Origin of the sequence: Streptomyces sp. NBC_01197 (assembly GCF_036010505.1) — a bacterium.
Classification (GTDB): Bacteria; Actinomycetota; Actinomycetes; order Streptomycetales; family Streptomycetaceae; genus Streptomyces.
On record NZ_CP108569.1, the window covers coordinates 6,289,986 to 6,310,698 of the forward strand.

At 69.9% G+C, this 20,713-nt stretch carries 21 protein-coding genes and 1 tRNA gene; 12 read left to right on the plus strand and 10 right to left on the minus strand.

What is annotated here, in order from left to right:
- Window positions 1–47: 47 nt before the first annotated feature.
- Window positions 48–470, minus strand: a complete 423-nt coding sequence (locus OG452_RS28900; RefSeq protein ID WP_327298495.1) for an ASCH domain-containing protein — start codon at window positions 468–470, stop codon at window positions 48–50.
- A gap of 144 nt (window positions 471–614) precedes the next feature.
- Between OG452_RS28900 and OG452_RS28905 the strand changes: the two genes are divergently transcribed.
- From OG452_RS28905 to OG452_RS28920, 4 genes are all read left to right on the plus strand, one after another.
- Window positions 615–1,610 (plus strand): hypothetical protein, encoded by a 996-nt coding sequence (locus tag OG452_RS28905; protein WP_327298496.1) that lies wholly within the window; start codon window positions 615–617, stop codon window positions 1,608–1,610.
- A gap of 27 nt (window positions 1,611–1,637) precedes the next feature.
- Entirely contained in the window at window positions 1,638–3,191 is a 1,554-nt protein-coding gene (locus OG452_RS28910) for an APC family permease (protein ID WP_327298497.1), read from the plus strand.
- A gap of 123 nt (window positions 3,192–3,314) precedes the next feature.
- The gene (locus tag OG452_RS28915; protein ID WP_327299821.1) at window positions 3,315–3,980 is read left to right on the plus strand and encodes a molybdopterin-dependent oxidoreductase; all 666 of its coding nucleotides are present in this window, start codon (window positions 3,315–3,317) and stop codon (window positions 3,978–3,980) included.
- Window positions 3,922–4,566 carry a cytochrome b/b6 domain-containing protein gene (locus tag OG452_RS28920; RefSeq protein WP_327298498.1) on the plus strand — a complete coding sequence of 215 codons (645 nt, stop codon included), beginning with the start codon at window positions 3,922–3,924 and terminating at the stop codon, window positions 4,564–4,566. The genes OG452_RS28915 and OG452_RS28920 overlap by 59 nt, the downstream gene beginning before the upstream one ends.
- A gap of 78 nt (window positions 4,567–4,644) precedes the next feature.
- On the opposite strand, the gene OG452_RS28925 is transcribed toward OG452_RS28920, so the two are convergent.
- From OG452_RS28925 to OG452_RS28940, 4 genes are all read right to left on the minus strand, one after another.
- Window positions 4,645–5,670 (minus strand): L-idonate 5-dehydrogenase, encoded by a 1,026-nt coding sequence (locus OG452_RS28925; RefSeq protein ID WP_327298499.1) that lies wholly within the window; start codon window positions 5,668–5,670, stop codon window positions 4,645–4,647.
- Window positions 5,670–6,437, minus strand: coding sequence for an SDR family oxidoreductase (locus OG452_RS28930; RefSeq protein WP_327298500.1), 768 nt, complete (start codon window positions 6,435–6,437; stop codon window positions 5,670–5,672). Before OG452_RS28930 ends, OG452_RS28925 begins: the two co-directional genes overlap by 1 nt.
- A gap of 94 nt (window positions 6,438–6,531) precedes the next feature.
- Window positions 6,532–7,926, minus strand: coding sequence for a GntP family permease (locus OG452_RS28935; protein ID WP_327298501.1), 1,395 nt, complete (start codon window positions 7,924–7,926; stop codon window positions 6,532–6,534).
- A gap of 74 nt (window positions 7,927–8,000) precedes the next feature.
- Complete coding sequence (locus OG452_RS28940; RefSeq protein WP_327298502.1) at window positions 8,001–8,510, minus strand: gluconokinase; 510 nt, start codon at window positions 8,508–8,510, stop codon at window positions 8,001–8,003.
- Between the two features lie 154 nt (window positions 8,511–8,664).
- Between OG452_RS28940 and OG452_RS28945 the strand changes: the two genes are divergently transcribed.
- From OG452_RS28945 to OG452_RS28960, 4 genes are all read left to right on the plus strand, one after another.
- Entirely contained in the window at window positions 8,665–9,366 is a 702-nt protein-coding gene (locus OG452_RS28945) for a FadR/GntR family transcriptional regulator (protein WP_327298503.1), read from the plus strand.
- A 119-nt stretch (window positions 9,367–9,485) separates the two neighbouring features.
- On the plus strand, window positions 9,486–10,928 hold the full coding sequence (locus tag OG452_RS28950) for an amino acid permease (RefSeq protein WP_327298504.1): 1,443 nt from the start codon (window positions 9,486–9,488) through the stop codon (window positions 10,926–10,928).
- Window positions 10,929–10,986: 58 nt separating this feature from the next.
- Window positions 10,987–12,072: an S-(hydroxymethyl)mycothiol dehydrogenase gene (locus OG452_RS28955; RefSeq protein ID WP_327298505.1), complete on the plus strand. Its 1,086-nt coding sequence runs from the start codon at window positions 10,987–10,989 to the stop codon at window positions 12,070–12,072.
- Window positions 12,072–12,701, plus strand: coding sequence for an MBL fold metallo-hydrolase (locus OG452_RS28960; protein ID WP_327298506.1), 630 nt, complete (start codon window positions 12,072–12,074; stop codon window positions 12,699–12,701). Before OG452_RS28955 ends, OG452_RS28960 begins: the two co-directional genes overlap by 1 nt.
- A 53-nt stretch (window positions 12,702–12,754) precedes the next feature.
- Here the strand turns inward: OG452_RS28960 and OG452_RS28965 are convergent, their stop codons facing one another.
- The 3 genes from OG452_RS28965 to OG452_RS28975 all read right to left on the minus strand — a co-directional run bounded on the left by OG452_RS28965 (window position 12,755) and on the right by OG452_RS28975 (window position 14,751).
- Window positions 12,755–13,561, minus strand: coding sequence for an SAM-dependent methyltransferase (locus OG452_RS28965; protein WP_327298507.1), 807 nt, complete (start codon window positions 13,559–13,561; stop codon window positions 12,755–12,757).
- Window positions 13,562–13,653: 92 nt separating this feature from the next.
- Window positions 13,654–13,890: a DUF397 domain-containing protein gene (locus OG452_RS28970; RefSeq protein ID WP_266858602.1), complete on the minus strand. Its 237-nt coding sequence runs from the start codon at window positions 13,888–13,890 to the stop codon at window positions 13,654–13,656.
- A complete protein-coding gene (locus OG452_RS28975; RefSeq protein WP_327298508.1) occupies window positions 13,891–14,751 on the minus strand; it encodes a helix-turn-helix domain-containing protein in 861 nt (286 codons plus the stop codon). It abuts the gene before it with no gap.
- Window positions 14,752–14,954: 203 nt separating this feature from the next.
- Here OG452_RS28975 and OG452_RS28980 point away from each other — a divergent pair, with 203 nt between their 5' ends.
- Together OG452_RS28980 and OG452_RS28985 are read left to right on the plus strand one after the other, a co-directional pair.
- On the plus strand, window positions 14,955–15,413 hold the full coding sequence (locus OG452_RS28980; protein ID WP_327298509.1) for an ATP-binding protein: 459 nt from the start codon (window positions 14,955–14,957) through the stop codon (window positions 15,411–15,413).
- Window positions 15,374–15,745 carry a hypothetical protein gene (locus OG452_RS28985; RefSeq protein ID WP_405565280.1) on the plus strand — a complete coding sequence of 124 codons (372 nt, stop codon included), beginning with the start codon at window positions 15,374–15,376 and terminating at the stop codon, window positions 15,743–15,745. Before OG452_RS28980 ends, OG452_RS28985 begins: the two co-directional genes overlap by 40 nt.
- A gap of 65 nt (window positions 15,746–15,810) precedes the next feature.
- Here OG452_RS28985 and OG452_RS28990 read toward each other — a convergent pair whose 3' ends face one another.
- Both OG452_RS28990 and OG452_RS28995 read right to left on the minus strand, forming a co-directional pair.
- Window positions 15,811–18,216, minus strand: a complete 2,406-nt coding sequence (locus OG452_RS28990; protein ID WP_327298511.1) for a glycosyl hydrolase family 95 catalytic domain-containing protein — start codon at window positions 18,214–18,216, stop codon at window positions 15,811–15,813.
- A gap of 371 nt (window positions 18,217–18,587) precedes the next feature.
- Window positions 18,588–18,675, minus strand: a tRNA-Leu gene (locus OG452_RS28995).
- 188 nt (window positions 18,676–18,863) lie between these two features.
- Between OG452_RS28995 and OG452_RS29000 the strand changes: the two genes are divergently transcribed.
- Complete coding sequence (locus OG452_RS29000; protein ID WP_327298512.1) at window positions 18,864–20,198, plus strand: M20/M25/M40 family metallo-hydrolase; 1,335 nt, start codon at window positions 18,864–18,866, stop codon at window positions 20,196–20,198.
- A 175-nt stretch (window positions 20,199–20,373) separates the two neighbouring features.
- Complete coding sequence (gene chpH / locus OG452_RS29005) at window positions 20,374–20,607, plus strand: chaplin ChpH (RefSeq protein WP_266858612.1); 234 nt, start codon at window positions 20,374–20,376, stop codon at window positions 20,605–20,607.
- The last annotated feature ends 106 nt before the right edge of the window (window positions 20,608–20,713 follow it).

Genomic DNA, 20,713 nt, shown 5'->3' on the forward strand with positions numbered 1-20,713 from the left:
AGCGCTGCGGTGGGCGGGCAGCGGGTGCGGCCCGGCGCGCCACGCTGCTACAGCCTTTCCACCACCCGGAACCTCTCGGCCACGATCACCGTGTCGTCGTCCACGGTGAACTCCGGGTCCCGCAGCGCCTCCCGCATCTCGTCCCCGTGCCAGAACCGCTCGTGCCCCGCGCGCCACTCGGCGACCGACGTATAACCCTCGCCCTCGTCCAGAGCGTGCTGGAGGCCGACGTCACCCAGCCGCAGCAGCCGTACCTCGGTCACCTCGACCACCGCGACCTCGCGGCCGTCCGAGTCGATCAGCGCGGAGCGCTCGCCCACGGGAGGCAGTTCCTCCTGCTCCGCCTCGTACTCGGCGAGCAGTCCGCTGGTCGAGACCTTCTCCCCGCGCAGCACGGCGTCCACGAGCTGATCACGGAGCGGGCCGGGAAAGGCGAGCAACAGGGGCTTGAGGGGTTCGGGGCCGGTCATGTCACCAGCGTACGCACCCGGGTAAAGCATGGCCGCGCAAAGGGAGTTGAGGAGGGTGTGGCGTCTGTGCGGCCTTGACGTGGAGCCATCAGTACCGGTTTGCTGGGCGTGATCATTGCCCCCGGCGCCCTGAGGAACCCGCGGATGCCCCCACTCCTCGGCCGCTCCAGAAGACGGGCCGGCCACCTCGCCGACCCGGCCCTCGACGACGTCGAACTCACAGAAGTGCGAACCCAGTTGGCCCAGGGCCGCTGGGGCAGAGCCAGTTCACTGCTCACCGCGACCGCCGACGACTGGGACCGCCGGGGCCACCGTCTCGTCGTACTCGCCGAGGGGCCGGGATCGGCGGCCTGGGCGGAGGACTGGCTGCTCGCCGAGCCGGAGAGCGCGGACGCCGCCGCCCTGCTGGCCTGCGCCATGGTGATGCGGTCGCTGCGCGGCAAGGACGGCAAGGGTGGCAGGGCGGACAAGGTGGGCAGGGCGGGCAAGGCCGCCAAGGATGAGGAAGACGCGGCCCGCGAGGCATGCCGGGCCGCTGCCCGCCTGGCACCGTCGGACCCGACGCCCTGGCTCGGTCTGCTGATCCTGGCCCGCAGCCGCGGCACCGAGGAGGAGGTCAGCCGCCTCTTCGACGAGGTGCGCTCCCGCCACCCCGAGCACCACCACGCCCACCATCTGATGGCGGCGCGGCTCGCCGAGCGCCATCCGGGAACCGGCCAGGACCCGCTTCACGAGGTGTACGACTTCGCGGCCTGGGCGGCCGAACAGGCGCCCGCCGACTCGCCGCTCGCGGTGCTGCCGGTGGTGGCCCACGCGGAGCGCTACCGGGTGCTCGCCGTCGCGGGCAGCGAACCGGACGATCCCGCACGCTCCGCGCACTGGACGGGCCGGCGGGCCCGCCAGGTGATGAAGGCCGCCTTCGACTGGTGGCTGGAGTGGGAGCGCGAGGACCACCCGCGCAACCGCGTCGACCTCAACTTCCTGGCCCACGCGAAGTTCTGCGAGGGCCGGCCCGCTGAGGCCGCCGCACTGTTCCACCGCATTGGAGAGCACTTCACGTCAGCCCCCTGGGCGTACCCCGACCGGGACCCGTACCAGGCGTTCAGCGCCGCGCGCGGTGCCGCGCTCGGCTCCGTCTAACCTCCTCACCGAAGGGACCGACCCGCCATGCCGCCGGGCAGTTCGAGCACGAGCGAGATCAACAAGATCAGCACGTTCAAGGGCCAGGACCAGGCGCTGCGCGCCGGCCGTCTGGGGACGGCGGGGCTGCTGCTCTCCGTGCTCGCGGCCAGCGCTCCCCTGATGGTCGTCGCGGGTGTCATGCCTACGATCTTCGGCCTGATGGGGATCGTGGGACAGCCGATCCTCTACGTCATCCTCGCGGTCGTCCTGGCGCTGTTCAGCGTCGGTTACGCGGAGATGAGCCGGCATGTCCACAACGCCGGGGCCTTCTACGCGTACATCGCCCGCGGCCTCGGCTCCACCGCCGGGGCCGGCGCCTCCTTCGTCGCGCTGGTCGCCTACAGCGCCATGCAGGTCGGCATCTACGGCATCTTCGGCTTCGAGGTCTCCGGCCTCTTCGACACCTATCTGAGCACCGAACTGGCCTGGTGGATACCGGCGTTGTTGGCCGTCGCGGTCGTCGGGGTGCTGTCCTGGCTGAAGATCGACCTCAACGCGAAGGTCCTCGGGGTGCTGCTGCTCATCGAGTGCGCCCTCGTGGTGATCTTCGACATCGCTTCGGTCGCGAGCCCCGCCAGGGAAGGGCTCTCGCTGCACGCCTTCAACCCCGGCACCCTCACCGGTGCGGGCTTCGGCACCGCGCTCTGCTTCTGCATCGCCGCGTTCGTCGGCTTCGAACAGGCCCCCGTGTACGCCGAGGAGACCAGCAGGCCGCAGGTGGTCGTCCGCCGGGTGATGTTCCTCGCCGTCGGCTTCGTCGCGCTGTTCTTCGCCATCAGCTCCTGGGCGCTGACCGTGGCCGCCGGGCCGTCGGCGATCAGCGCCCAGGCGGCCAAACTCGGCCCGGGACTGCTCTTCGGCCTCAGCGAGGGCGTACTGGGCAAGTCCTTCACCGATGTGCTCCACGTCCTCTTCGTCACCGGCATGTTCGCCGCGATGCTCAGCTTCCACAACGTGGTCGCCCGCTACGCCTTCGCGATGGGCCGCGAGGGGCTGCTGCCCGCTGCCTTCGGCCGCACCAACAGGTCCAGCGGCGCACCGGGCACCGGATCGCTGCTGCAGACCGTGGTCTCCTTCGTCGTCGTCATCGCCTTCGCGGTGACCGACAGCAAGCCGCACGGCGACCCGACCGCGCCCGTCCTGCACCTCTTCACCTGGATGGGGAACATCGGCGCCCTCGGCATCATCCTGCTGATGGCCGCCGCCTCGGTCGCGGTGATCGCCTTCTTCGTGCAGCGCGGGGCGGGCCGTGCGCAGATCTGGCGGCTGACCGCGTCGGGCCTCGCCTGCCTCGCCCTGCTCACCATCGCCTTCATGACGGTCAAGGACTTCGACGTGCTGGTCGGCGCGGGCCCCGGGTCCGTGCTGAGCTGGCTGCTGCCCGGGATCATCGGCCTCGCGCTGCTCGGCGGTCTGGTCTACGGACTGGTGCTGCGCTCGGGCAGGCCCGAGGTGCACGCCAGGATCGGGCTGGGCAACGAGGCGTTCCAGCTCGACAAGGCCGCCGAGGCGCGGGCCGGAGCCGCCGCGGACATATGACGGAACTCTGACGGGCACCCGCGGTCGCTGGCTTCTGGCGGCCGCGGGTGTTCGAACCATTGGGTGAAACCAGAACCATCGGACCAGAACGGCACGCCTGTCGGCCGCCGTCTCGTCCTCGGGATGCTCGGCCTGGGCGCGGCGGGTCTTGTCACCGCGCCCTACATCCAGCGCGGGGTCGACACGGCGCTGGGGGCCGTCTCGGGCAAGGACCCCACCGGCCTGACCGGTCTGCTGCCCAACGGCGGCGGATTCCGCTACTACTCGGTCACCTCGTCGGTGCCCCACAAGGACGCCGGGAACTACCGGCTCACCGTGGACGGCATGGTCGAGCGGCCCGCCTCGTACACCCTCGGCTCACTGCGCAGGCTCCCGCAGACCAGGCTGGTGCGCGATGTGCAGTGCGTCACCGGCTGGCGGGTGCCCGGCACCCCCTTCGAAGGTGTCCGACTCTCCCGGCTGCTCGACGCGGCGGGCGTCCGGCCCGGGGCCGGTGCGGTCCGCTTCACCTGCTTCGACGGCGCGTACAGCGAGAGCCTCACCCTGGACCAGGCGCGCCGTGCGGACGTCCTGGTGGCGCTGCGTATGCAGGACCAGCCGGTGAGCCACAACCACGGCGGACCCGTCCGCCTCTATGTCGCGCCCATGTACTTCTACAAGTCGGCGAAATGGCTGTCGGGGATCACCGTCACCCGTGACGTGCGACGCGGTTACTGGGAGGAGCGCGGCTATGACATCGACGCCTGGGTCGGCAAGTCCAACGGACGCGACGACCACCCCACGGTCTGAGCTGCGCCGCTTCACCCGCCCGGTGCGGTGGGCGCACCGGACGACGTCGGCCCTGATGCTGGTGTGCATCGCGTCGGCAGGCTGCCTGTACATCCCGCAGCTCGCGGAGCTGGTCGGCCGCCGCTATCTGGTCGTGACCGTCCACGAGTGGTCCGGGCTGCTGCTGCCGGTGCCGGTCCTGCTCGGCCTCGGCTCGCGGGCGCTGCGGGCGGACCTGGGCCGCCTCAACCGCTTCGCGCCGTACGACCGCGCCTGGCTGCGGTCGGCGCTGCGCAGGGACGGATCACCGCGCAGGGCGGGCAAGTTCAACGGCGGGCAGAAGATCTACGCCGGGTGGATCGCCGGCGCCGCGCTGGTGATGCTCGGCACCGGGCTGCTGATGTGGTTCACGCATCTGGCGCCGCTGGTCTGGCGGACGAGCGCCACCTTCATCCACGACTGGCTGGCGCTGGCCGTCGGCATCGTGATCGCCGGGCACATCGGGATGGCGCTCGGCGACCCGGAGGCCCGGCGGGGGATGCGGACCGGCCGGGTCGGGCGCGGATGGGCGCGGCGGGAGCACCCGCTGTGGCTGGACGAGGAGTGAGGCGCCGGGTCCGCGAAGCCTCGGCCTCACGGGTGGACGGAGGCGGCCTCGCGGACCCGGCCCTGGGCCGTGCGGCCGTCAGCCGCCGAAGCCCAGCAGCACCTTGCAGGACTGCGACCGGTCAGCCGCGAGAGCGAACGCCTCCGCGGCCCGCTCCGCCGGCACCACCGCACTGACCAGCGCGTCGAAGGAGTCCTCCCGGGCCAGCAGCTCGATCGCCCCGTCGAACTCCACGTCGAAGCGGAGTGCCCCGCGCAGCTCGATCTCCCGGCTCACCACCAGATTCCCGGCGAACGGGCTCATCCCCGATGGCAGCATCCCCAGCTGTACGACGGCCCCGCCCCGCCGCACCGACCGCAGACATGTGTCCAGACCGGCTGCCGACCCGGACGCCTCGATCGCGGTGTCGACCTCGTGCGCCAGGCCGGGACCGTCCGGGTCACCGACCGCCACGAGCGTCGTCGCACCCGCGGCGGCCGCGAACTCCAGCGCCTTCGGCAGCAGATCGGTGACCGTGACCGCCTCGGCGCCCGCGGCCCGCAGCGCGGCCACCACCAGGGAGCCGATCGGCCCCGCGCCCGTGACCAGGACGTGCCTGCCCTCGACGGGACCGGCCCTGCGCACCGCGTGCAGCGCGACCGACAGCGGTTCGGCCAGTGCGGCCCTGCGCAGGCCGAGGCCCGCCGGGAGCGCCCTCAGCTGGCCGGCCGGCACCGCGATCCGGGCCGCGAACCCGCCCTGCACGTGCGGGGTACGGGCCGCGCTGCCCAGATAGCGGGTGTCCCGGCAGACGTTGGCCCGCCCGTCCAGGCATTCCGGGCAGCCGCCGCACGGCGTCGCCGGGTGCACGGCCACCGGGGTGCCGGGCGCGGGACCTTCCGCCCCCTCGCCGTACGCGACCACGGTGCCGACGACCTCGTGGCCCAGCACCATCGGCTCGCGCAGCAGGAAGTCACCGACCCCGCCGTGCCGCCAGTAGTGCAGATCCGAGCCGCACACCCCGCCGTACCGCACCGCGACGACGGCCTCGCCGGGTCCGGCCACCGGCTCGGGCAGCTCGTCGACCCGCAGGTCGTCCACTCCGTGGATCACGCAGCCGCGCATCACAGCACACTCGTCATTCCGCCGTCGACGTACAGGATCTGGCCGCTCACGAAGTCCGCGGCCGGTGAGGCGAGATAGAGCACGCCGCCCACCAGGTCGTCGGTGCGCCCCCAGCGCCCGGCCGGGGTACGGCCGCGCACCCAGGAACTGAACTCGTCGTCCTCCACCAGCGGCCGGGTCAGCTCGGTCTCGATGTAGCCGGGGCCCAGGCCGTTGACCTGGATGCCGTACTGCCCCCAGTCGGCGCACATGCCCTTGGTGAGCATCTTCAGGGCACCTTTGGTGGCCGCGTACGGGGCGATACCGGGGCGCACCACCTCGCTCTGCAGCGAACAGATGTTGATGATCTTCCCGTGGCCGCGGGGAACCATCCGCCGGGCGGCCTCGCGGCCCACCAGGAAGGCGCTGGTGAGGTTGGTGCCGACGATCCGGTGCCAGTCGTCGTCGGCGAAGTCGAGCAGCGGGGCCCGCAGTTGCATCCCGGCGTTGTTGACCAGGATGTCCAGCGGGCCCGCCTGCTCCTCGGCCGCGGCGATCCCGGCTGCGACCGATGGTCCGTCGGTGACGTCGAAGGGGGCGGTGAGTACCGTGCCCCCGGCGTCGGCGAGTCCGGCGGCGGCCGCCTTCAGCCGGCCCTCGTCCCGCCCGTTGATGACGACGGTGCAGCCCGCCTCCAGCAGACCGCGGGCGAGCGCGTGCCCGATGCCGCGGCTGGCCCCGGTGACCAGCGCCGTACGGCCACCGATCTCGAACAGTGGATGTGCCATGAGATGTGTCCTTCTCCCGTACGGGCGGCGGGCTGTACGCCTGGGTCCGCAGCTGGCGCCGCTCCTTGACGGGCAAACGCTGCCTGCCGAGGCACTAGAGGACCAGCGAGAGCAGCAGGATGAAGATCATCGAGACTACCGAGATGATGGTCTCCATCACCGACCAGGTCTTGATCGTCTGGCCGACGTCCATCCCGAAGTACTCCTTCACCAGCCAGAACCCCGCGTCGTTCACATGGCTGAAGAAGAGCGAGCCCGCGCCGACGGCGAGCACCAGCAGTGCCACGTGCGCGGTCGACATGTCCGCGGCGAGCGGCGCGACCAGACCGGCGGCGGAGACCGTCGCCACCGTGGCGGAGCCGGTCGCCAGGCGCATCACCACGGCGATCAGCCAGGCCAGCAGCAGCGCCGGGATCGACCAGTCCTTGGAGAGGTCCAGCACCATCTGACCCACACCGGAGTCGATCAGGGTCTGCTTGAAGCCGCCGCCGGCGCCGACGATCAGCAGCACACTCGCGATCGGGGCGAGCGACTTCTCGACCGTCGCCGACATCCGGCCCTTGCTGAATCCGGCGGCCCGGCCCAGCGTGAACATGGCGACGATCACCGCGGCCAGCAGGGCGATCAGGGGTGAGCCGATGACGTCGAACGCGCGCTGGAGCGTGTCCGTGGGGTTGTCGATCACGATGTCGACGAGCGCCTTGGCCAGCATCAGCACGACGGGCAGTAGCACGGTCGCCACGGTGGCACCGAAACCGGGCCGCTTCTCCAGGTCCTCCGACGGGCGCTGCGGGACCATCCGGTCGGGTGCCTGGATGTCCACCCAGCGGGCCGCGTACCGGGAGAAGACGGGACCGGCGATGATCACGGTCGGAATGGCCACCAGGACACCCAGCGCGAGCGTCACACCGAGGTTGGCGTGCACGGCGGCGATGGCCACCAGCGGACCGGGGTGCGGCGGAATCAGTCCGTGCATCACGGACAGGCCGGCCAGCGCCGGGATACCGATCCGCATCAGCGAGAAGTTGCCGCGCTTGGCGACCAGCAGGACCACCGGGATCAGCAGCACGATGCCGATCTCGAAGAAGAGCGGCAGTCCTACGATCGCCGCGATCAGCACCATCGCCCACGGCATACCGCGCCGGCTCGCCTTCGCGAGGATGGTGTCGACGATCTGGTCGGCGCCGCCGGAGTCCGCGAGGAGCTTGCCGAGTATGGCGCCGAGCGCGATCAGGACACCCACGCTCGCGGTGGTGGAACCGAGGCCCGTGGTGAAACTGGTGATGACCTTGTCGAGCGGAGCACCCGCGACCGCTCCCAGGACGAGCGATCCGATGGTCAGCGACAGGAACGCGTGGAGCTTGGTCTTCGTGATGAGCAGGACGATGACGGCGATGCCCGCGAGGACGGCGATCCCCAGCTGGGCATGGCCGGCCGACGATATCGGCGCTACGTCCGCTGCCAGCATCTCGACACTGAGACTGGACACGGTGGATTCCTTCGGTTCGTGAGGAAGTGGTTCGTCAGGCGGTGAGCGGTGTGCGGTAAGGCGTGACGGTGGTGCTACTCGCCAATGCCGCGCAGTGCGGCCACGGCCCGTCCGGTGATCTCCTCGGGGGTTCCCGAGATGTCGACGGCGGCGCCCGCCTCGTCCCCGCCCAGCGGCTGGAGCGCGGCGAACTGCGAGTCGAGGAGCGCGGTGGGCATGAAGTGCCCCTTGCGCTCCGCCATCCGCTTCTCGATCAGCTCCCGGTCGCCTGTCAGGTGCAGGAAGACGACGCCGGGCGCCTCGGCCCGCAGCCGGTCGCGGTAGGAGCGCTTGAGCGCGGAACAGCTGACGACCCCACCCCGGTCGGCACGCTCGTGCGCCCACCGGCCGATCGCGTCCAGCCAGGGCCACCGGTCGGCGTCCTCAAGGGGCGTCCCGGCCGACATCTTGGCGATGTTCGCCGCGGGATGGAAGTCGTCCCCCTCGGCGTACGGGACGCCCAGTGCGGCGGAGAGCAGCGGACCGATCGTGGTCTTGCTGGTCCCTGCCACGCCCATCAGGACTACGACTCGGGGGGTGGTCATCGGTGGTGCCTCGCTGTCTTCTTCGACATGACTTCGACGGGGCTCAGACTGGATCCGTCGCGCTACTGAAACCCATTAGGTACGACTTATTCAAGAGTCTGTGACCTAAAAGTCATACGTAATAGCTCCGGCGGATGCCCCGTAGGGTGATGCCATGACCACTCAGGGCCCGGGGCTCCACGCCCACGTGCTGGAAAACCTCGGTCCCTCGATCACCTCGGGGGAGTACCCGCCGGGCAGTGTGCTGCGCACCGACGAGCTGGCCCAGCGCTTCGACGTGTCCCGCACCGTGATCCGCGAGGCCGTCCGCGTCCTGGAGTCGATGCACCTGGTGGAGTCGCGGCGCCGGGTCGGCGTGACCGTGCGCCCCACCGAGGAGTGGAATGTCTACGATCCGCAGGTGATCCGGTGGCGGCTGGCCGGCGCCGACCGGTCGAGGCAGCTCCGCTCACTGACCGTCCTGCGGTACTCCGTGGAGCCGGTGGCCGCCGGGCTCGCGGCCCGGCACGCCACCGCCGAGCAGTGCGCCGCCCTCACCGAGCAGGCGCTCGGCATGGTCGCGACGTCCCGCGGCCACCAACTGGCCGCGTACCTGGTGCACGACATCGCCTTCCACCGCCTCGTCCTGCGCGGCTCGGGGAACGAGATGTTCGCCCGGCTCGGCGATGTGGTCGCCGAGGTGCTCGCCGGGCGTACGGAGCACCAGGTGATGTTCGACGACCCCGACCCGGCCGCCGTGACCTTGCATGTGCAGGTGGCGGAGGCCATACGGGAAGGCAATGCGGACCGGGCCGAGGAGCTGACCAGAGAGATCGCGGTCGGCGCCCTGAAGGAGCTCGATGTCCTGGCACCGTGACCGGTGCAGTTCCAAATTTTTTGTGACATAGATTTCATTTCGTTCTCGTGCCCGACGTGTCCCCTTTACGCTGACGCCTTGATCGGCCGCCACCTCCCCCACGTAAGGCGACGCACCCCATGAGCAACCGCACCCTCATTGCGGCAGAACCCTCACCGCACGTCGATGCCGGTGACGAGGGCTACAGCAAAGACCTGAAGTCCCGCCACATCAACATGATCGCCATCGGTGGGGCCATCGGTACCGGCCTCTTCCTCGGCGCCGGCGGCCGGATGGCAGGTGCGGGCCCCTCACTCGCCATCGCCTACGCCGTCTGCGGAGTCTTCGCTTTCTTCGTCGTACGGGCCCTGGGCGAACTCGTCCTGTACCGCCCCTCGTCCGGTGCCTTCGTCAGCTACGCGCGTGAGTTCATGGGCGAGAAGGGCGCCTACACGGCGGGCTGGCTGTACTTCCTCAACTGGTCGACCACCGCCGTCGCCGACATCACGGCCGCCGCCACCTACGCCCACTTCTGGTCGATGTTCAGCTCGGTCCCGCAGTGGGTCTGCGCGCTCGTCGCCCTGGCCGTCGTCCTCGCCGCCAACCTCATCTCGGTGAAGTACTTCGGCGAGACCGAGTTCTGGTTCTCGATCATCAAGGTCACCGCACTGGTGGCCTTCATGTGCATCGGCATCTATTTGGTGGTCACGCAGCACTCGGTCGCCGGGCACACTCCAGGAATCAGCACCATCAGCGCCAACGGGGGCTTCTTCCCCAAGGGCGTGATGCCCATGCTGCTGGTCATCCAGGGCGTCGTCTTCGCCTACGCCTCCGTCGAGCTGTGCGGTGTGGCGGCGGGCGAGACCAAGAACCCCGCGAAGATCATTCCCAAGGCGATCAACTCGATCATGTGGCGGGTCGGTATCTTCTACGTCGGTTCCGTGGTGCTGCTCGCCCTGCTCCTCCCGTACACCGCGTACTCCGACGGCGAGAGCCCCTTCGTCACCGTGCTGTCGAAGGTCGGCGTCCCCGGCGCGGCCGGCGTGATGAACCTGGTCGTCCTGACCGCCGCGCTCTCCAGCCTCAACTCCGGTCTGTACTCCACCGGACGCATCCTGCGCTCGATGGCGCTCGCCGGGTCCGCCCCGCGCTTCACCGGCCGGATGAACAAGGGGCAGGTGCCCTACGGGGGCATCCTGCTCACCGCGGCCTTCGGGGTGCTGGGCGTCGTGCTCAACTACCTGGTCCCCGGCAAGGCCTTCGAGATCGTCCTCAACTTCGCCTCCATCGGCATCCTCGGCACCTGGGGCATGGTCATGCTCTGCTCGCTGCTCTTCTGGCAGCGGTCGAAGGAGGGCAGGGTCACCCGTCCCTCCTACCGGCTGCCGTGGGCGCCGTACACCCAGATCGTCACCCTCTGCTTCCTGGCGGCCGTCGCGTTCCTGATGTGGTGGGGCGGGGGAGTGGGCCGCACCACCGTGGAGTGCCTGCCGCTGATCGCCGCCGCGCTCGTCGGCGGCTGGTTCGTGGTGCGCGGCCGGGTCGCGTCCATCGCCGCCGAGCGTCAGGTCCTGGAGGACTGACAGGGCCTGGAAGACTGAGCCCCCACACCGGCTCGGTTACAGGAAGGCTGTTGACGGCATGACGCAGCAGGTTCAAGGGGTCGTGGCCCCCGGCAGGAACCAACCCGTCCGCGTGGAGACGATCCTGGTCCCGGACCCGGGGCCCGGCGAGGCCGTCGTGCGGATCCAGGCCTGCGGGGTCTGCCACACGGACCTCCACTACAAGCAGGGCGGGATCAACGACGACTTCCCGTTCCTGCTCGGCCATGAGGCCGCCGGCACTGTGGAGTCGGTCGGCGCGGGTGTCACCGATGTCGCCCCCGGCGACTTCGTGATCCTCAACTGGCGTGCTGTGTGCGGCCAGTGCCGGGCCTGTCTGCGCGGCAGGCCGCAGTACTGCTTCGACACGCACAACGCGAAGCAGAAGATGACTCTGACCGACCGGACGGAGCTCTCCCCGGCGCTGGGCATCGGTGCCTTCGCCGAGAAGACCCTGGTCGCCTCAGGCCAGTGCACCAAGGTCGACCCCGCCGTCTCCCCGGCCGTCGCCGGTCTGCTCGGCTGCGGAGTGATGGCGGGGATCGGCGCGGCCATCAACACCGGTCAGGTCGGCCGCGGTGACTCGGTGGCGGTCATCGGCTGCGGCGGCGTCGGTGACGCAGCCGTCGTCGGGGCCAGGCTCGCCGGGGCCGCGAAGATCATCGCGGTCGATATCGACGACAAGAAGCTCAGCACCGCGCGGCGGATGGGCGCCACCCACACCGTCAACTCGCGTACTTCGGACCCGGTCGAGGCGATCCGTGAGCTCACCGGCGGCTTCGGCGCCGATGTGGTGATCGAGGCGGTCGGCCGTCCCGAGACGTACAAACAGGCCTTCTACGCCCGCGACCTGGCGGGCACGGTCGTCCTGGTGGGCGTCCCGACGCCGGAGATGCAGCTGGAACTCCCGCTCCTCGACGTCTTCGGCCGAGGCGGGGCGCTCAAGTCCTCCTGGTACGGGGACTGCCTGCCCTCACGCGACTTCCCGATGCTCATCGATCTGCACCAGCAGGGGCGGATCGACCTCGCCGCGTTCGTCACCGAGACGATCGGGCTCGACGAGGTCGAGAAGGCCTTCGAGCGGATGCACGACGGCGATGTGCTGCGCTCGGTGGTGGAGTTCTGATGGCGGCCCGTATCGACCATCTCGTCACCTCCGGCACGTTCTCGCTCGACGGCGGCAGCTGGGACGTCGACAACAACGTCTGGATCGTCGGCGACGACAGCGAGGCGATCGTCATCGACGCCGCCCATGACGCCGACGCGATCGGGGCCGCCCTCGGTGGCCGTACGCTGCGCGCCATCGTCTGCACGCACGCGCACAACGACCACATCGACGCGGCGCCCGCCCTGGCCGCGGCGACCGGGGCACCCGTCCTGCTGCACCCGGACGATCTGCCGCTGTGGCGGATGACCCACCCCGGCTGCCTCCCTGACGGTGAGCTGAGGGACGGGCAGACCCTGACGGTGGCGGGGACCGCGCTGACGGTGCTGCACACACCGGGTCATGCGCCGGGCGCTGTCTGTCTGTACGCTCCCGGTCTGGCCACGGTCTTCACCGGCGACACGCTGTTCCAGGGCGGCCCCGGCGCGACCGGCCGGTCGTTCTCGGACCACCCGACGATCGTGGCGTCCATCCGGGACCGGCTGCTGACCCTGGACCCGGAGACCGTGGTCCGTACCGGCCACGGCGACTCCACCACGATCGGCGCCGAGGCGCCAGGCCTGCCGGAGTGGCAGGCGCAGGACGGCTGAACCGCCGCGGGTGCTCCCTCCGGAAGGGAAACCGGTCGGAGCACCCCACGGCCTCAGTGCTTGCGGGCGACGCCCACCCAGCCGGGGATCGGCTCGTCACCGGTGACCGGCACCCGCTCACCGAGCTCGGGCCGCCACTCGGCGGCCAGCGAGACCTCTGGGGCGAGGAGTTCGAAGCCCTCGAAGAACCGGGCGGTCTCGGTGCGTGAACGCGGCCGCAGGGTCAGACCGCGGGCCCGGTACATCTCGATGGCCTTCGCCGACCCCTCCGGGTCGAAATCCCCGGTGACATGGGAGAGGACGAGGCAACTGCCCGGCGCCAGCGGCTCCATCAGCCGGTTCACCAGCTCGTACGCGTCCTCGTCGGCGACGAAGTGCAGCAGGGCCACCAGCGAGAGCGCGACCGGCCGGCCGAAGTCCAGGAGCTTCCCCGCCGCCTCCAGGATGGTGGAGGGCTCCCGCGCGTCCGCCTGGATGTAATCGGTCGCGCCCTCGGGAGTCGAGCGCAGCAGCGCCGCGGCGTGCGCCAGCACGATCGGGTCGTTGTCGCAGTAGACGACCCGGGAGTCCGGCGCCGCCCCCTGGGCGATCTGGTGCAGATTGGGTTCGGTCGGTATACCCGTGCCGACGTCCAGGAACTGGCGGATGCCGCTCCCCGCCAGACAGCGGGTCGCGCGGTGCATGAACGCCCGGTTGACCCGCGCCATCTCCCGGCCCCGCGAGTCGAGGGCGAGCAGCTGCTCGGCCATCTGCTGGTCGACTGGATAGTTGTCCTTTCCGCCCAGGAACCAGTCGTACATCCGGGCGGGATGCGGCTTACTGGTGTCGATCTGGATGTGCGCGGGATCTGATCCGGTCATGGGACGCTCCAGTTGGCAGGCCGGCAAGGACGGCGATGACGACGACGCGGTGACAACGACGCACGGACAGCGGGCTACGGGAACGGTGCTGGTCAGGTGAGGAGGAAGTCCGCCTGGCCGGACTTCGCCCCCTGGATGAAAGCGGCGATCTCGCCGGTGGAGTAAATGAGTGCGGGGCCGTCAGGGTCTGCGGACTGGCGTACGGCGACCCTGCCGTCGGCCAGCTTCATGGCCTCGATGCAGTTGCCGCCGTTGCCGCCGCTCCACGGCTTGTGCCAGCCCTCGGCGCCGAGGTCCGCGGCAGGCATGCCGTTGTATATGCGATCCATTTACAGCTCCTTGCGGAAATCCTTGAGGATCTCCTTCGTGCGTTGTGCAGTTGCGGCCTGAGCCGCCATGCGGTCCATGACTTCGAGGTGGGCGGCAACCTCGGGGCGTGCGTCCAGATAGACGGCGCCAGTCAGGTACTCGCTGTAGACCATGTCGGGCAGTTCGGGCATCGCGAAACGGAAGAGGACGAAGGGCCCGTAGGTCCCCGGGTGGTGACCGCTGGAGAACTCCGCGATCTGCAGCGTGACATGCGGCAGGTCGGCGGCTCTCAGGAGCCGGTCGATCTGGCCGCGCATGACGTCGCGGCCGCCCGCGTGCCGCCGCAGTACCGTCTCGTCCATCACGACCCACAGCGTCGGCGCGTCGGGCCGCGTCAGCAGTGACTGCCGCTCCATCCGCAGCGCGACGTGCCGCTCGATGTCCTCGGGACTGGTCTCGCCGACGGCGCCGCTCATCATGATCGCGCGCGCGTACTCCTCGGTCTGCAGCACGCCGGGCACGAAGTGCGGCTCGTACTGCCTGATGAGCGAGGCAGCACCCTCCAGGCTGACGTACATGCTGAACCAGTCGGGCAGGATCCCGTGGAACCGCTGCCACCAGCCGGGCTGGTTGGCCTCCTCGGTGAGTTCGACGAAGGCGTCGGTCTCGGCCTCGTTGATCCCGTACGCCTTCAGCAGTAACTGCACATAGGGGATCTTCAGCGCCACCTCGGCGGTCTCCATCCGGCGGATGGTGGCCTGGGCGACCCTGAGCACCTTGGCAGCCTGTTCGCGACTCAGGCCGGCTCGCTCGCGCAGTTCTTGCAGACGCTTGCCGAGCACGACCTGGCCAACGGTCGGGGCGGACCGCGGCTCACTCAACTGAGACCTCCACTTGGGCAGTTGTCGAGCAGTCTGCCATGCCCGCCCCATCCGTGAAACGCCACTCTGAACTTTGCAAAGTGCCTCTTGCCAAGGTGTCGGTTACGGAGGACAGTAGACGCGTGAACCAGTTCACGCGACTGGCGCATACCCATGGGGGATGGTGTGGCAGTCGCGGTACCCCCACCGTGAGGATTTCGGCTGTGGCTCCAGGCACCGCGCTCATCCCCCAGCTCATCGATCAGTGTCCCGGCGGCGACGTACGGCGGTACGCGTTCGAATTACCGGCACGCACCGATTCCGTGGCCCGCGCACGCCGCCTGACCCGGAACCGGCTCACTTGCTGGGACTTCTCGGAAGACGTCTGCGACACCGCGCTGCTGATCGTCTCGGAACTGTTCACCAACGCGGTCGTCCATACGGCAGGCGACCACATCGCCTGTGAACTGCGGGACGACAGGGGCCAGTTGCGCATAGCGATACAGGACCAGGGGCACGCGGCCGTAGGCCCGCAGCTCTGCCGTTCCCCGCAGGGGGAGCACGGCCGCGGACTGCTGCTCGTCGACGCCGTCAGCAGTGCCTGGGGCGTCCGCGAAGCGACGCACGGGCCCGGACGGCTGGTCTGGGCGGAGCTGGAGCGCCACGCGGGGCGGCCGTGCTGAGGAATGCGCTCGCGCGCGTCCCTGCTCTCTCCACGCCGCTCGGCTGCGATGCGGTGGGTGTGCCCGAACACCACGGCTTCCGGCTGCTGGCCAGACTGCCCAAGCCCGGCTGCGTCTTCGTGGACGACGACTGGTGGTGGTGGATCGTCCCCGCCGGATCCGACCACGAGCTCGCCTGGCCGGACCGGGTGCGCTACGCCCCCGGCGCCTATGTGCCGACGGCCCGCCCCCGGTTGCTCCACTGGCCGCAGGACTCCGTGCCCTACACCCCGCCGATCCCGCTCTACCTCATGGTGTGCCAGCTCATGGGCGAAGTACCGGAGTGGGCATAGCGTTGTCCGCCGGGAGGGCGCCGCGGATCCCCGCACCGCCCTCCTGGGCCATGTGTTCCTGACCGCTACGGCCGGAGCGTGACCGCCCGGCCCGGCCTCAGCCGCACCGTCCGGTGCCAGTCCCCGGCCCGCACCTCGGTCGTCGTGCTCACCGCCGAGCGCAGCACCGCGCCGGTGACCTTCCCGGCGCGCCACTCCAGATCGACGGTGACACCGCCGCGCGCGCCGACGCCCGTGATCCGGCCCGCCGCCGCCCAGGCGCCGGGCAGCGCCGGAAGCAGCTCGATCACGCCCGGCCGGGAGTAGACCAGCATCTCGATCATCGCGGTCGGGGTACCGAAGTTCGCGTCGATCTGCAGGGTGGCCCGCGACCCCAGGTCGTACATGTCGAAGAGGTTCTGCGAGGTGCCGTTGCCAGCACCGGTGGACGGCGCCATGACCGTACGGACCAGCTGGTACGCCTTGTCGGCGTTCTTGAGCCGTGCCCAGCTCGCCGCGCGCCAGGCGCAGCCCCAGCCGAAGCTCGACATCCCGCGCGCAGTGAGCAGATTGCGCGCGCCGGTGACCAGCTCGGCCGGGCTGCCCTCCGGGGTGATCCGGTCGCCCGGGAAGAGACCGATCAGCGGTGACAGATGCCGGTGTGTGGTCTCGCCCAGGTTCTCCGGCGTCATCCACTCCTCCAGCCAGCCGGTCTCCGGACTGACCTGCGGCAGGTAGAGACGGGACTGGAGTCCGGCGATGGTCCTCGCGTATCCGGTGTCCCTGGCGAGCAGGGCGGCCGCAGTGCGGTACGAGGCGAAGAGGTCCCACACGAGTTCCTGCGCGTAGGTGATGCCCTTGGCGTCGGTCGGCCCCTGCTCGGGCGACCAGTCGCTGTCGTCGATCAGGACCTGCCGGGACGTGCCGGTGGCCGGGTCGGTGACGGTCGTGGTGACGAGCCGCGCCTCCCAGAACTCGCAGGCGCCCTTCAGCAGCGGGTAGATCTTCTTCAGCTCGGTGCGGTCCTGGGTGTACTCGTAGTGCTGCCAGAGCGAGTTGCACAGCCAGGCGTTCCCGGCCGGGTGCCACCACCAGCCCATCCCGCCGTGGACGTTCGTGGAGATGGCGGTCGTCCAGCCCGCTACTTTCCCGCTGGAGTTGCGGAAACCGTTGCGCGGGTCGTTGAACCGCTTGGCGGTGGTACGGGTCCAGGACGGCACCTGGGCGAGGCAGTAGTCCAGGAAGGCGCCGAAGCAGTCGGAGAGACCGGCCCGGTCGGCCAGCCAGTAGTTCATCTGGACGTTGATGTCCGTGTGGTAGTCGCCCATCCAGTCCGGGTCCGTGCGGTCGATCCACAGGCCCTGGAGGTTGAGCGGCACACTGTCGCGCGAACCGCTGATCATCAGATAACGGCCGAACTGGAGGTACGCGGCTTCCAGTTCGGGGTCCGGGGGCGCGCCGGCCGCGCCGAGCGCGGTGAGCCGGGACCAGGTGTCGAGTGAGCGCTGCGCGTCGGTCGACGTCCCGAGCTCGACCGTCATCCGGTCGTACAGCGGCTGGTAGTCGGCGAGATGGGTGCTGAGCAGTGCGGAGCCGCCCGCCTTGGCCGCGGCACGCAGTCGGTCGGCCGCGATGGCGTGCGGGTCCGCGCCGGGGTTCCGGTAGCCGGTCGCGGGGTCCTGCGCGTAGTTCGTACCGCCGGCTATGACCACCAGTACCTCGGAGCACCCGGCGAAGGTGACCTCGGCGCCCTTGACGGCCACAGTGCCGGTTCTGCTGGTGACACCGGCCGCCGCCGCGTACGTCAGCCCGTTGGGGAACGCGCCCGTGAACGAGGTGGTACGGGTGGCGCCGTCCGCCGAGGCGGTCTCACCGTGCCATCCGGCGAGCGAGACGGAGCCGGTGCAGGTGCCGCCGCCGCTCTGGGTGAGGTGTACGACGACGACCTCGTCGGGGTGGCTGGCGTACACCTCGCGGCGGTAGGTCACCCCGCCCAGCCGGTAGGTGACCGTGCTGAGCCCATTGCTGAGGTCGAGGGTGCGGCGGTAGCCCGTCACGGCGGACAGCTCATGGCCAGGGAGGTCGACCGACGCCTTCGCGAGCAGTGTGAAGCTGCCGAAGTCGTCCGCTCCGTAAGGGAACTGGCCGTCGCTCTGGAGGCTGTCGTTGAGGCCGCCGGTCCACAGGGTGGCATCGGTGAGATAGAGCACGTCGTGCGCGGGGTCGCCGGTCAGCAGGGCCCCCATGCGGCCGTTGCCGATCGGGAGCCCCTGCTGGATGATCAGGCTCTCGCTCGCGGGCGCCGGGTAACACAGCTCGGTCGCGGCCGATTCCGGTACGGGACGGGCTCCGTGAGCTCCCTGGCGCGGCACGGCGGCGGCAGCGGTGAAGGGACGGAACCCACCGAGCGCGATGCCCGCGGCGAGGGTTCCGCCCGCTGCCCCCAGGACGCTTCGACGCGACGGAGCGGGTTGTTCCGGGGCATGGGTCATCTACCGGTCCCTTCGACGTGGTGTGCCATGACGGCACCTCAGGAAGCGACGGAAACGTACGATGTCTACGGGGGTGTGTCAACGTTCTGGGCGGGTTTCCCCCTGGGAGAGGCTCGCCGAGCGCTGCAACATCCGATGTGTGGCTCGAAGAGTACGTAGCCGTGTCAGCGCGCCCGCGCCGCAGGGCCCACGGAGTCATTGTGGCCAGCGGCACCAGCGCGGGTGGCTATGTCCTGTACATCCACCAGGGCCGCCTGGTCTTCGAGCGCCATCTGCCCGACCGGCGCATCTGCCGCACCTCGCCCCAGCCGCTCGGTGGTCACGCCACTGCCCGGAAACGCAGAAGACCCCTGAAGAACAGGGGTCTCAGCTGGTGTCCGAGGGGGGACTTGAACCCCCACGCCCGATAAAGGGCACTAGCACCTCAAGCTAGCGCGTCTGCCATTCCGCCACCCGGACAAGGTGTCTGTCTCGCGGCGCTGGGCCGTTCCGACGTGGAAAACCATAGCAAACATTGGGAGGTGCTCGATCACGCGCCGGAGTCTGTGAACCGCGTATGACGACCGGTCCCCGCGCTTGGGTCCCGGGGGTGGCGAGGGCGAGTATGGGGCAGGGGACCACCAGCAGCGACAGCGGGAGGAAACAGCGTGAGCGAGCCCAGCAGGACAGGCACGGAACGGGTCGTCTCCGGTGAGGACGAGGTCGTGGACCTCTGTCGTGATCTGATCCGGATCGACACCAGCAACTACGGCGACCACTCGGGGCCGGGTGAGCGGGCGGCCGCCGAGTACGTGGCGGAGAAGCTCGCCGAGGTCGGTCTCGAACCGCAGATCTTCGAGTCCCACCCGGGGCGCGCGTCCACGGTGGCCCGGATCGAGGGGGAGGACCGGTCCAGGCCCGCGCTCCTCATCCACGGTCACACCGACGTCGTCCCGGCGAACGCGGACGACTGGACGCACCACCCCTTCGCCGGGGAGATCGTGGACGACTGCGTCTGGGGCCGCGGCGCGGTCGACATGAAGGACATGGACGCGATGACCCTTGCGGTCGTACGGGACAGGCTGCGCACCGGCCGTAAGCCCCCGCGCGACATCGTCCTCGCCTTCCTGGCCGACGAGGAGGCGGGCGGCACCTACGGCGCGCGCCACCTCGTGGACAACCACCCGGACCTCTTCGAGGGCGTCACGGAGGCGATCGGCGAGGTCGGCGGCTTCTCGTTCAGCGTCAACGAGAATCTGCGGCTGTATCTCGTGGAGACGGCGCAGAAGGGCATGCACTGGATGCGCCTCACCGTGGACGGCACCGCCGGCCACGGCTCCATGACCAACACCGACAACGCCATCACCGAGCTCTGCGAGGCGGTGGGACGCCTCGGGCGCCACCAGTGGCCGGTGAGGGTCACCAAGACCGTGCGGTCCTTCCTCGACGAGCTGTCCGACGCGCTCGGCACGCCGCTGGACCCCGAGGACATGGAGGCGACCCTCGCCAAGCTCGGCGGCATCGCGAAGATGGTCGGCGCGACACTGCGCAACTCGGCCGCGCCCACCATGCTCGGCGCCGGGTACAAGGTGAACGTCATCCCCGGACAGGCGACGGCCCATGTCGACGGCCGCTTCCTGCCCGGCTACGAGGAGGAGTTCCTGACCGACCTCGACCAGCTCCTCGGCCCCCGGGTCAGGCGCGAGGACGTGCACGGCGACAAGGCGCTTGAGACGGGCTTCGACGGGGACCTGGTCGACGCCATGCAGGTGGCGCTGAAGGCCGAGGACCCGATCGCGCGGGCGGTGCCGTACATGCTCTCGGGCGGTACGGACGCCAAGTCGTTCGACGACCTGGGGATCCGCTGCTTCGGCTTCGCGCCGCTGAAGCTGCCGCCCGAGCTGGACTTCGCCGGGATGTTCCACGGGGTCGACGAGCGGGTTCCGGTCGACGGCCTGAAGTTCGGCGTACGGGTACTCGACCGCTTCCTGGACAAGTGCTGACCGCGTAAGTGCTGACCGGACAAGTGCTGAAACGACATTCCAATTAATCGGCTGTACGTGCGTATGCGACCGGAAAGAGTGAATGGGGCCATTGGTTCGTAGCCCCGCAGGGTTCTCCTCGTTACAGGTGGTGCGGTCCGCGGTCTGGACCGCATTTGCCGACTAGGAGGAACTAATGATCAAGAAGGTCGTCGCCGCTGCGGCAGTCACCGGTGGTCTCGTGCTCGCGGGTGCGGGCATGGCCGTCGCCGACTCGGGCGCCCAGGGTGCCGCTGTGCACTCTCCCGGCGTGATCTCGGGCAACGTTGTTCAGGTGCCCGTTCACATCCCGGTGAACGTGTGCGGCAACACGGTCTCCGTGATCGGGCTGCTCAACCCCGCCTTCGGCAACACCTGCGCCAACGTCTGACGTTGTGCCTCCGACCCGCGAGGGTCGGAGCCCCGCCGGCCCCGGAGCGCGCGCCATGCGCTCCGGGGCCGGAGAGGCATTCGGCCCAAGGGCAACGACGTCCGCG

Bases quoted from the DNA above. Each gene is read 5' to 3' on its own strand.
- OG452_RS28900 (WP_327298495.1), bottom strand. From the start codon at position 470: ATGACCGGCCCCGAACCCCTCAAGCCCCTGTTGCTCGCCTTTCCCGGC.
- OG452_RS28905 (WP_327298496.1), top strand. From the start codon at position 615: ATGCCCCCACTCCTCGGCCGCTCCAGAAGACGGGCCGGCCACCTCGCC.
- OG452_RS28910 (WP_327298497.1), top strand. From the start codon at position 1,638: ATGCCGCCGGGCAGTTCGAGCACGAGCGAGATCAACAAGATCAGCACG.
- OG452_RS28915 (WP_327299821.1), top strand. From the start codon at position 3,315: ATGCTCGGCCTGGGCGCGGCGGGTCTTGTCACCGCGCCCTACATCCAG.
- OG452_RS28920 (WP_327298498.1), top strand. From the start codon at position 3,922: ATGACATCGACGCCTGGGTCGGCAAGTCCAACGGACGCGACGACCACC.
- OG452_RS28925 (WP_327298499.1), bottom strand. From the start codon at position 5,670: ATGCGCGGCTGCGTGATCCACGGAGTGGACGACCTGCGGGTCGACGAG.
- OG452_RS28930 (WP_327298500.1), bottom strand. From the start codon at position 6,437: ATGGCACATCCACTGTTCGAGATCGGTGGCCGTACGGCGCTGGTCACC.
- OG452_RS28940 (WP_327298502.1), bottom strand. From the start codon at position 8,510: ATGACCACCCCCCGAGTCGTAGTCCTGATGGGCGTGGCAGGGACCAGC.
- OG452_RS28945 (WP_327298503.1), top strand. From the start codon at position 8,665: ATGACCACTCAGGGCCCGGGGCTCCACGCCCACGTGCTGGAAAACCTC.
- OG452_RS28950 (WP_327298504.1), top strand. From the start codon at position 9,486: ATGAGCAACCGCACCCTCATTGCGGCAGAACCCTCACCGCACGTCGAT.
- OG452_RS28955 (WP_327298505.1), top strand. From the start codon at position 10,987: ATGACGCAGCAGGTTCAAGGGGTCGTGGCCCCCGGCAGGAACCAACCC.
- OG452_RS28960 (WP_327298506.1), top strand. From the start codon at position 12,072: ATGGCGGCCCGTATCGACCATCTCGTCACCTCCGGCACGTTCTCGCTC.
- OG452_RS28965 (WP_327298507.1), bottom strand. From the start codon at position 13,561: ATGACCGGATCAGATCCCGCGCACATCCAGATCGACACCAGTAAGCCG.
- OG452_RS28970 (WP_266858602.1), bottom strand. From the start codon at position 13,890: ATGGATCGCATATACAACGGCATGCCTGCCGCGGACCTCGGCGCCGAG.
- OG452_RS28990 (WP_327298511.1), bottom strand. From the start codon at position 18,216: ATGACCCATGCCCCGGAACAACCCGCTCCGTCGCGTCGAAGCGTCCTG.
- chpH (WP_266858612.1), top strand. From the start codon at position 20,374: ATGATCAAGAAGGTCGTCGCCGCTGCGGCAGTCACCGGTGGTCTCGTG.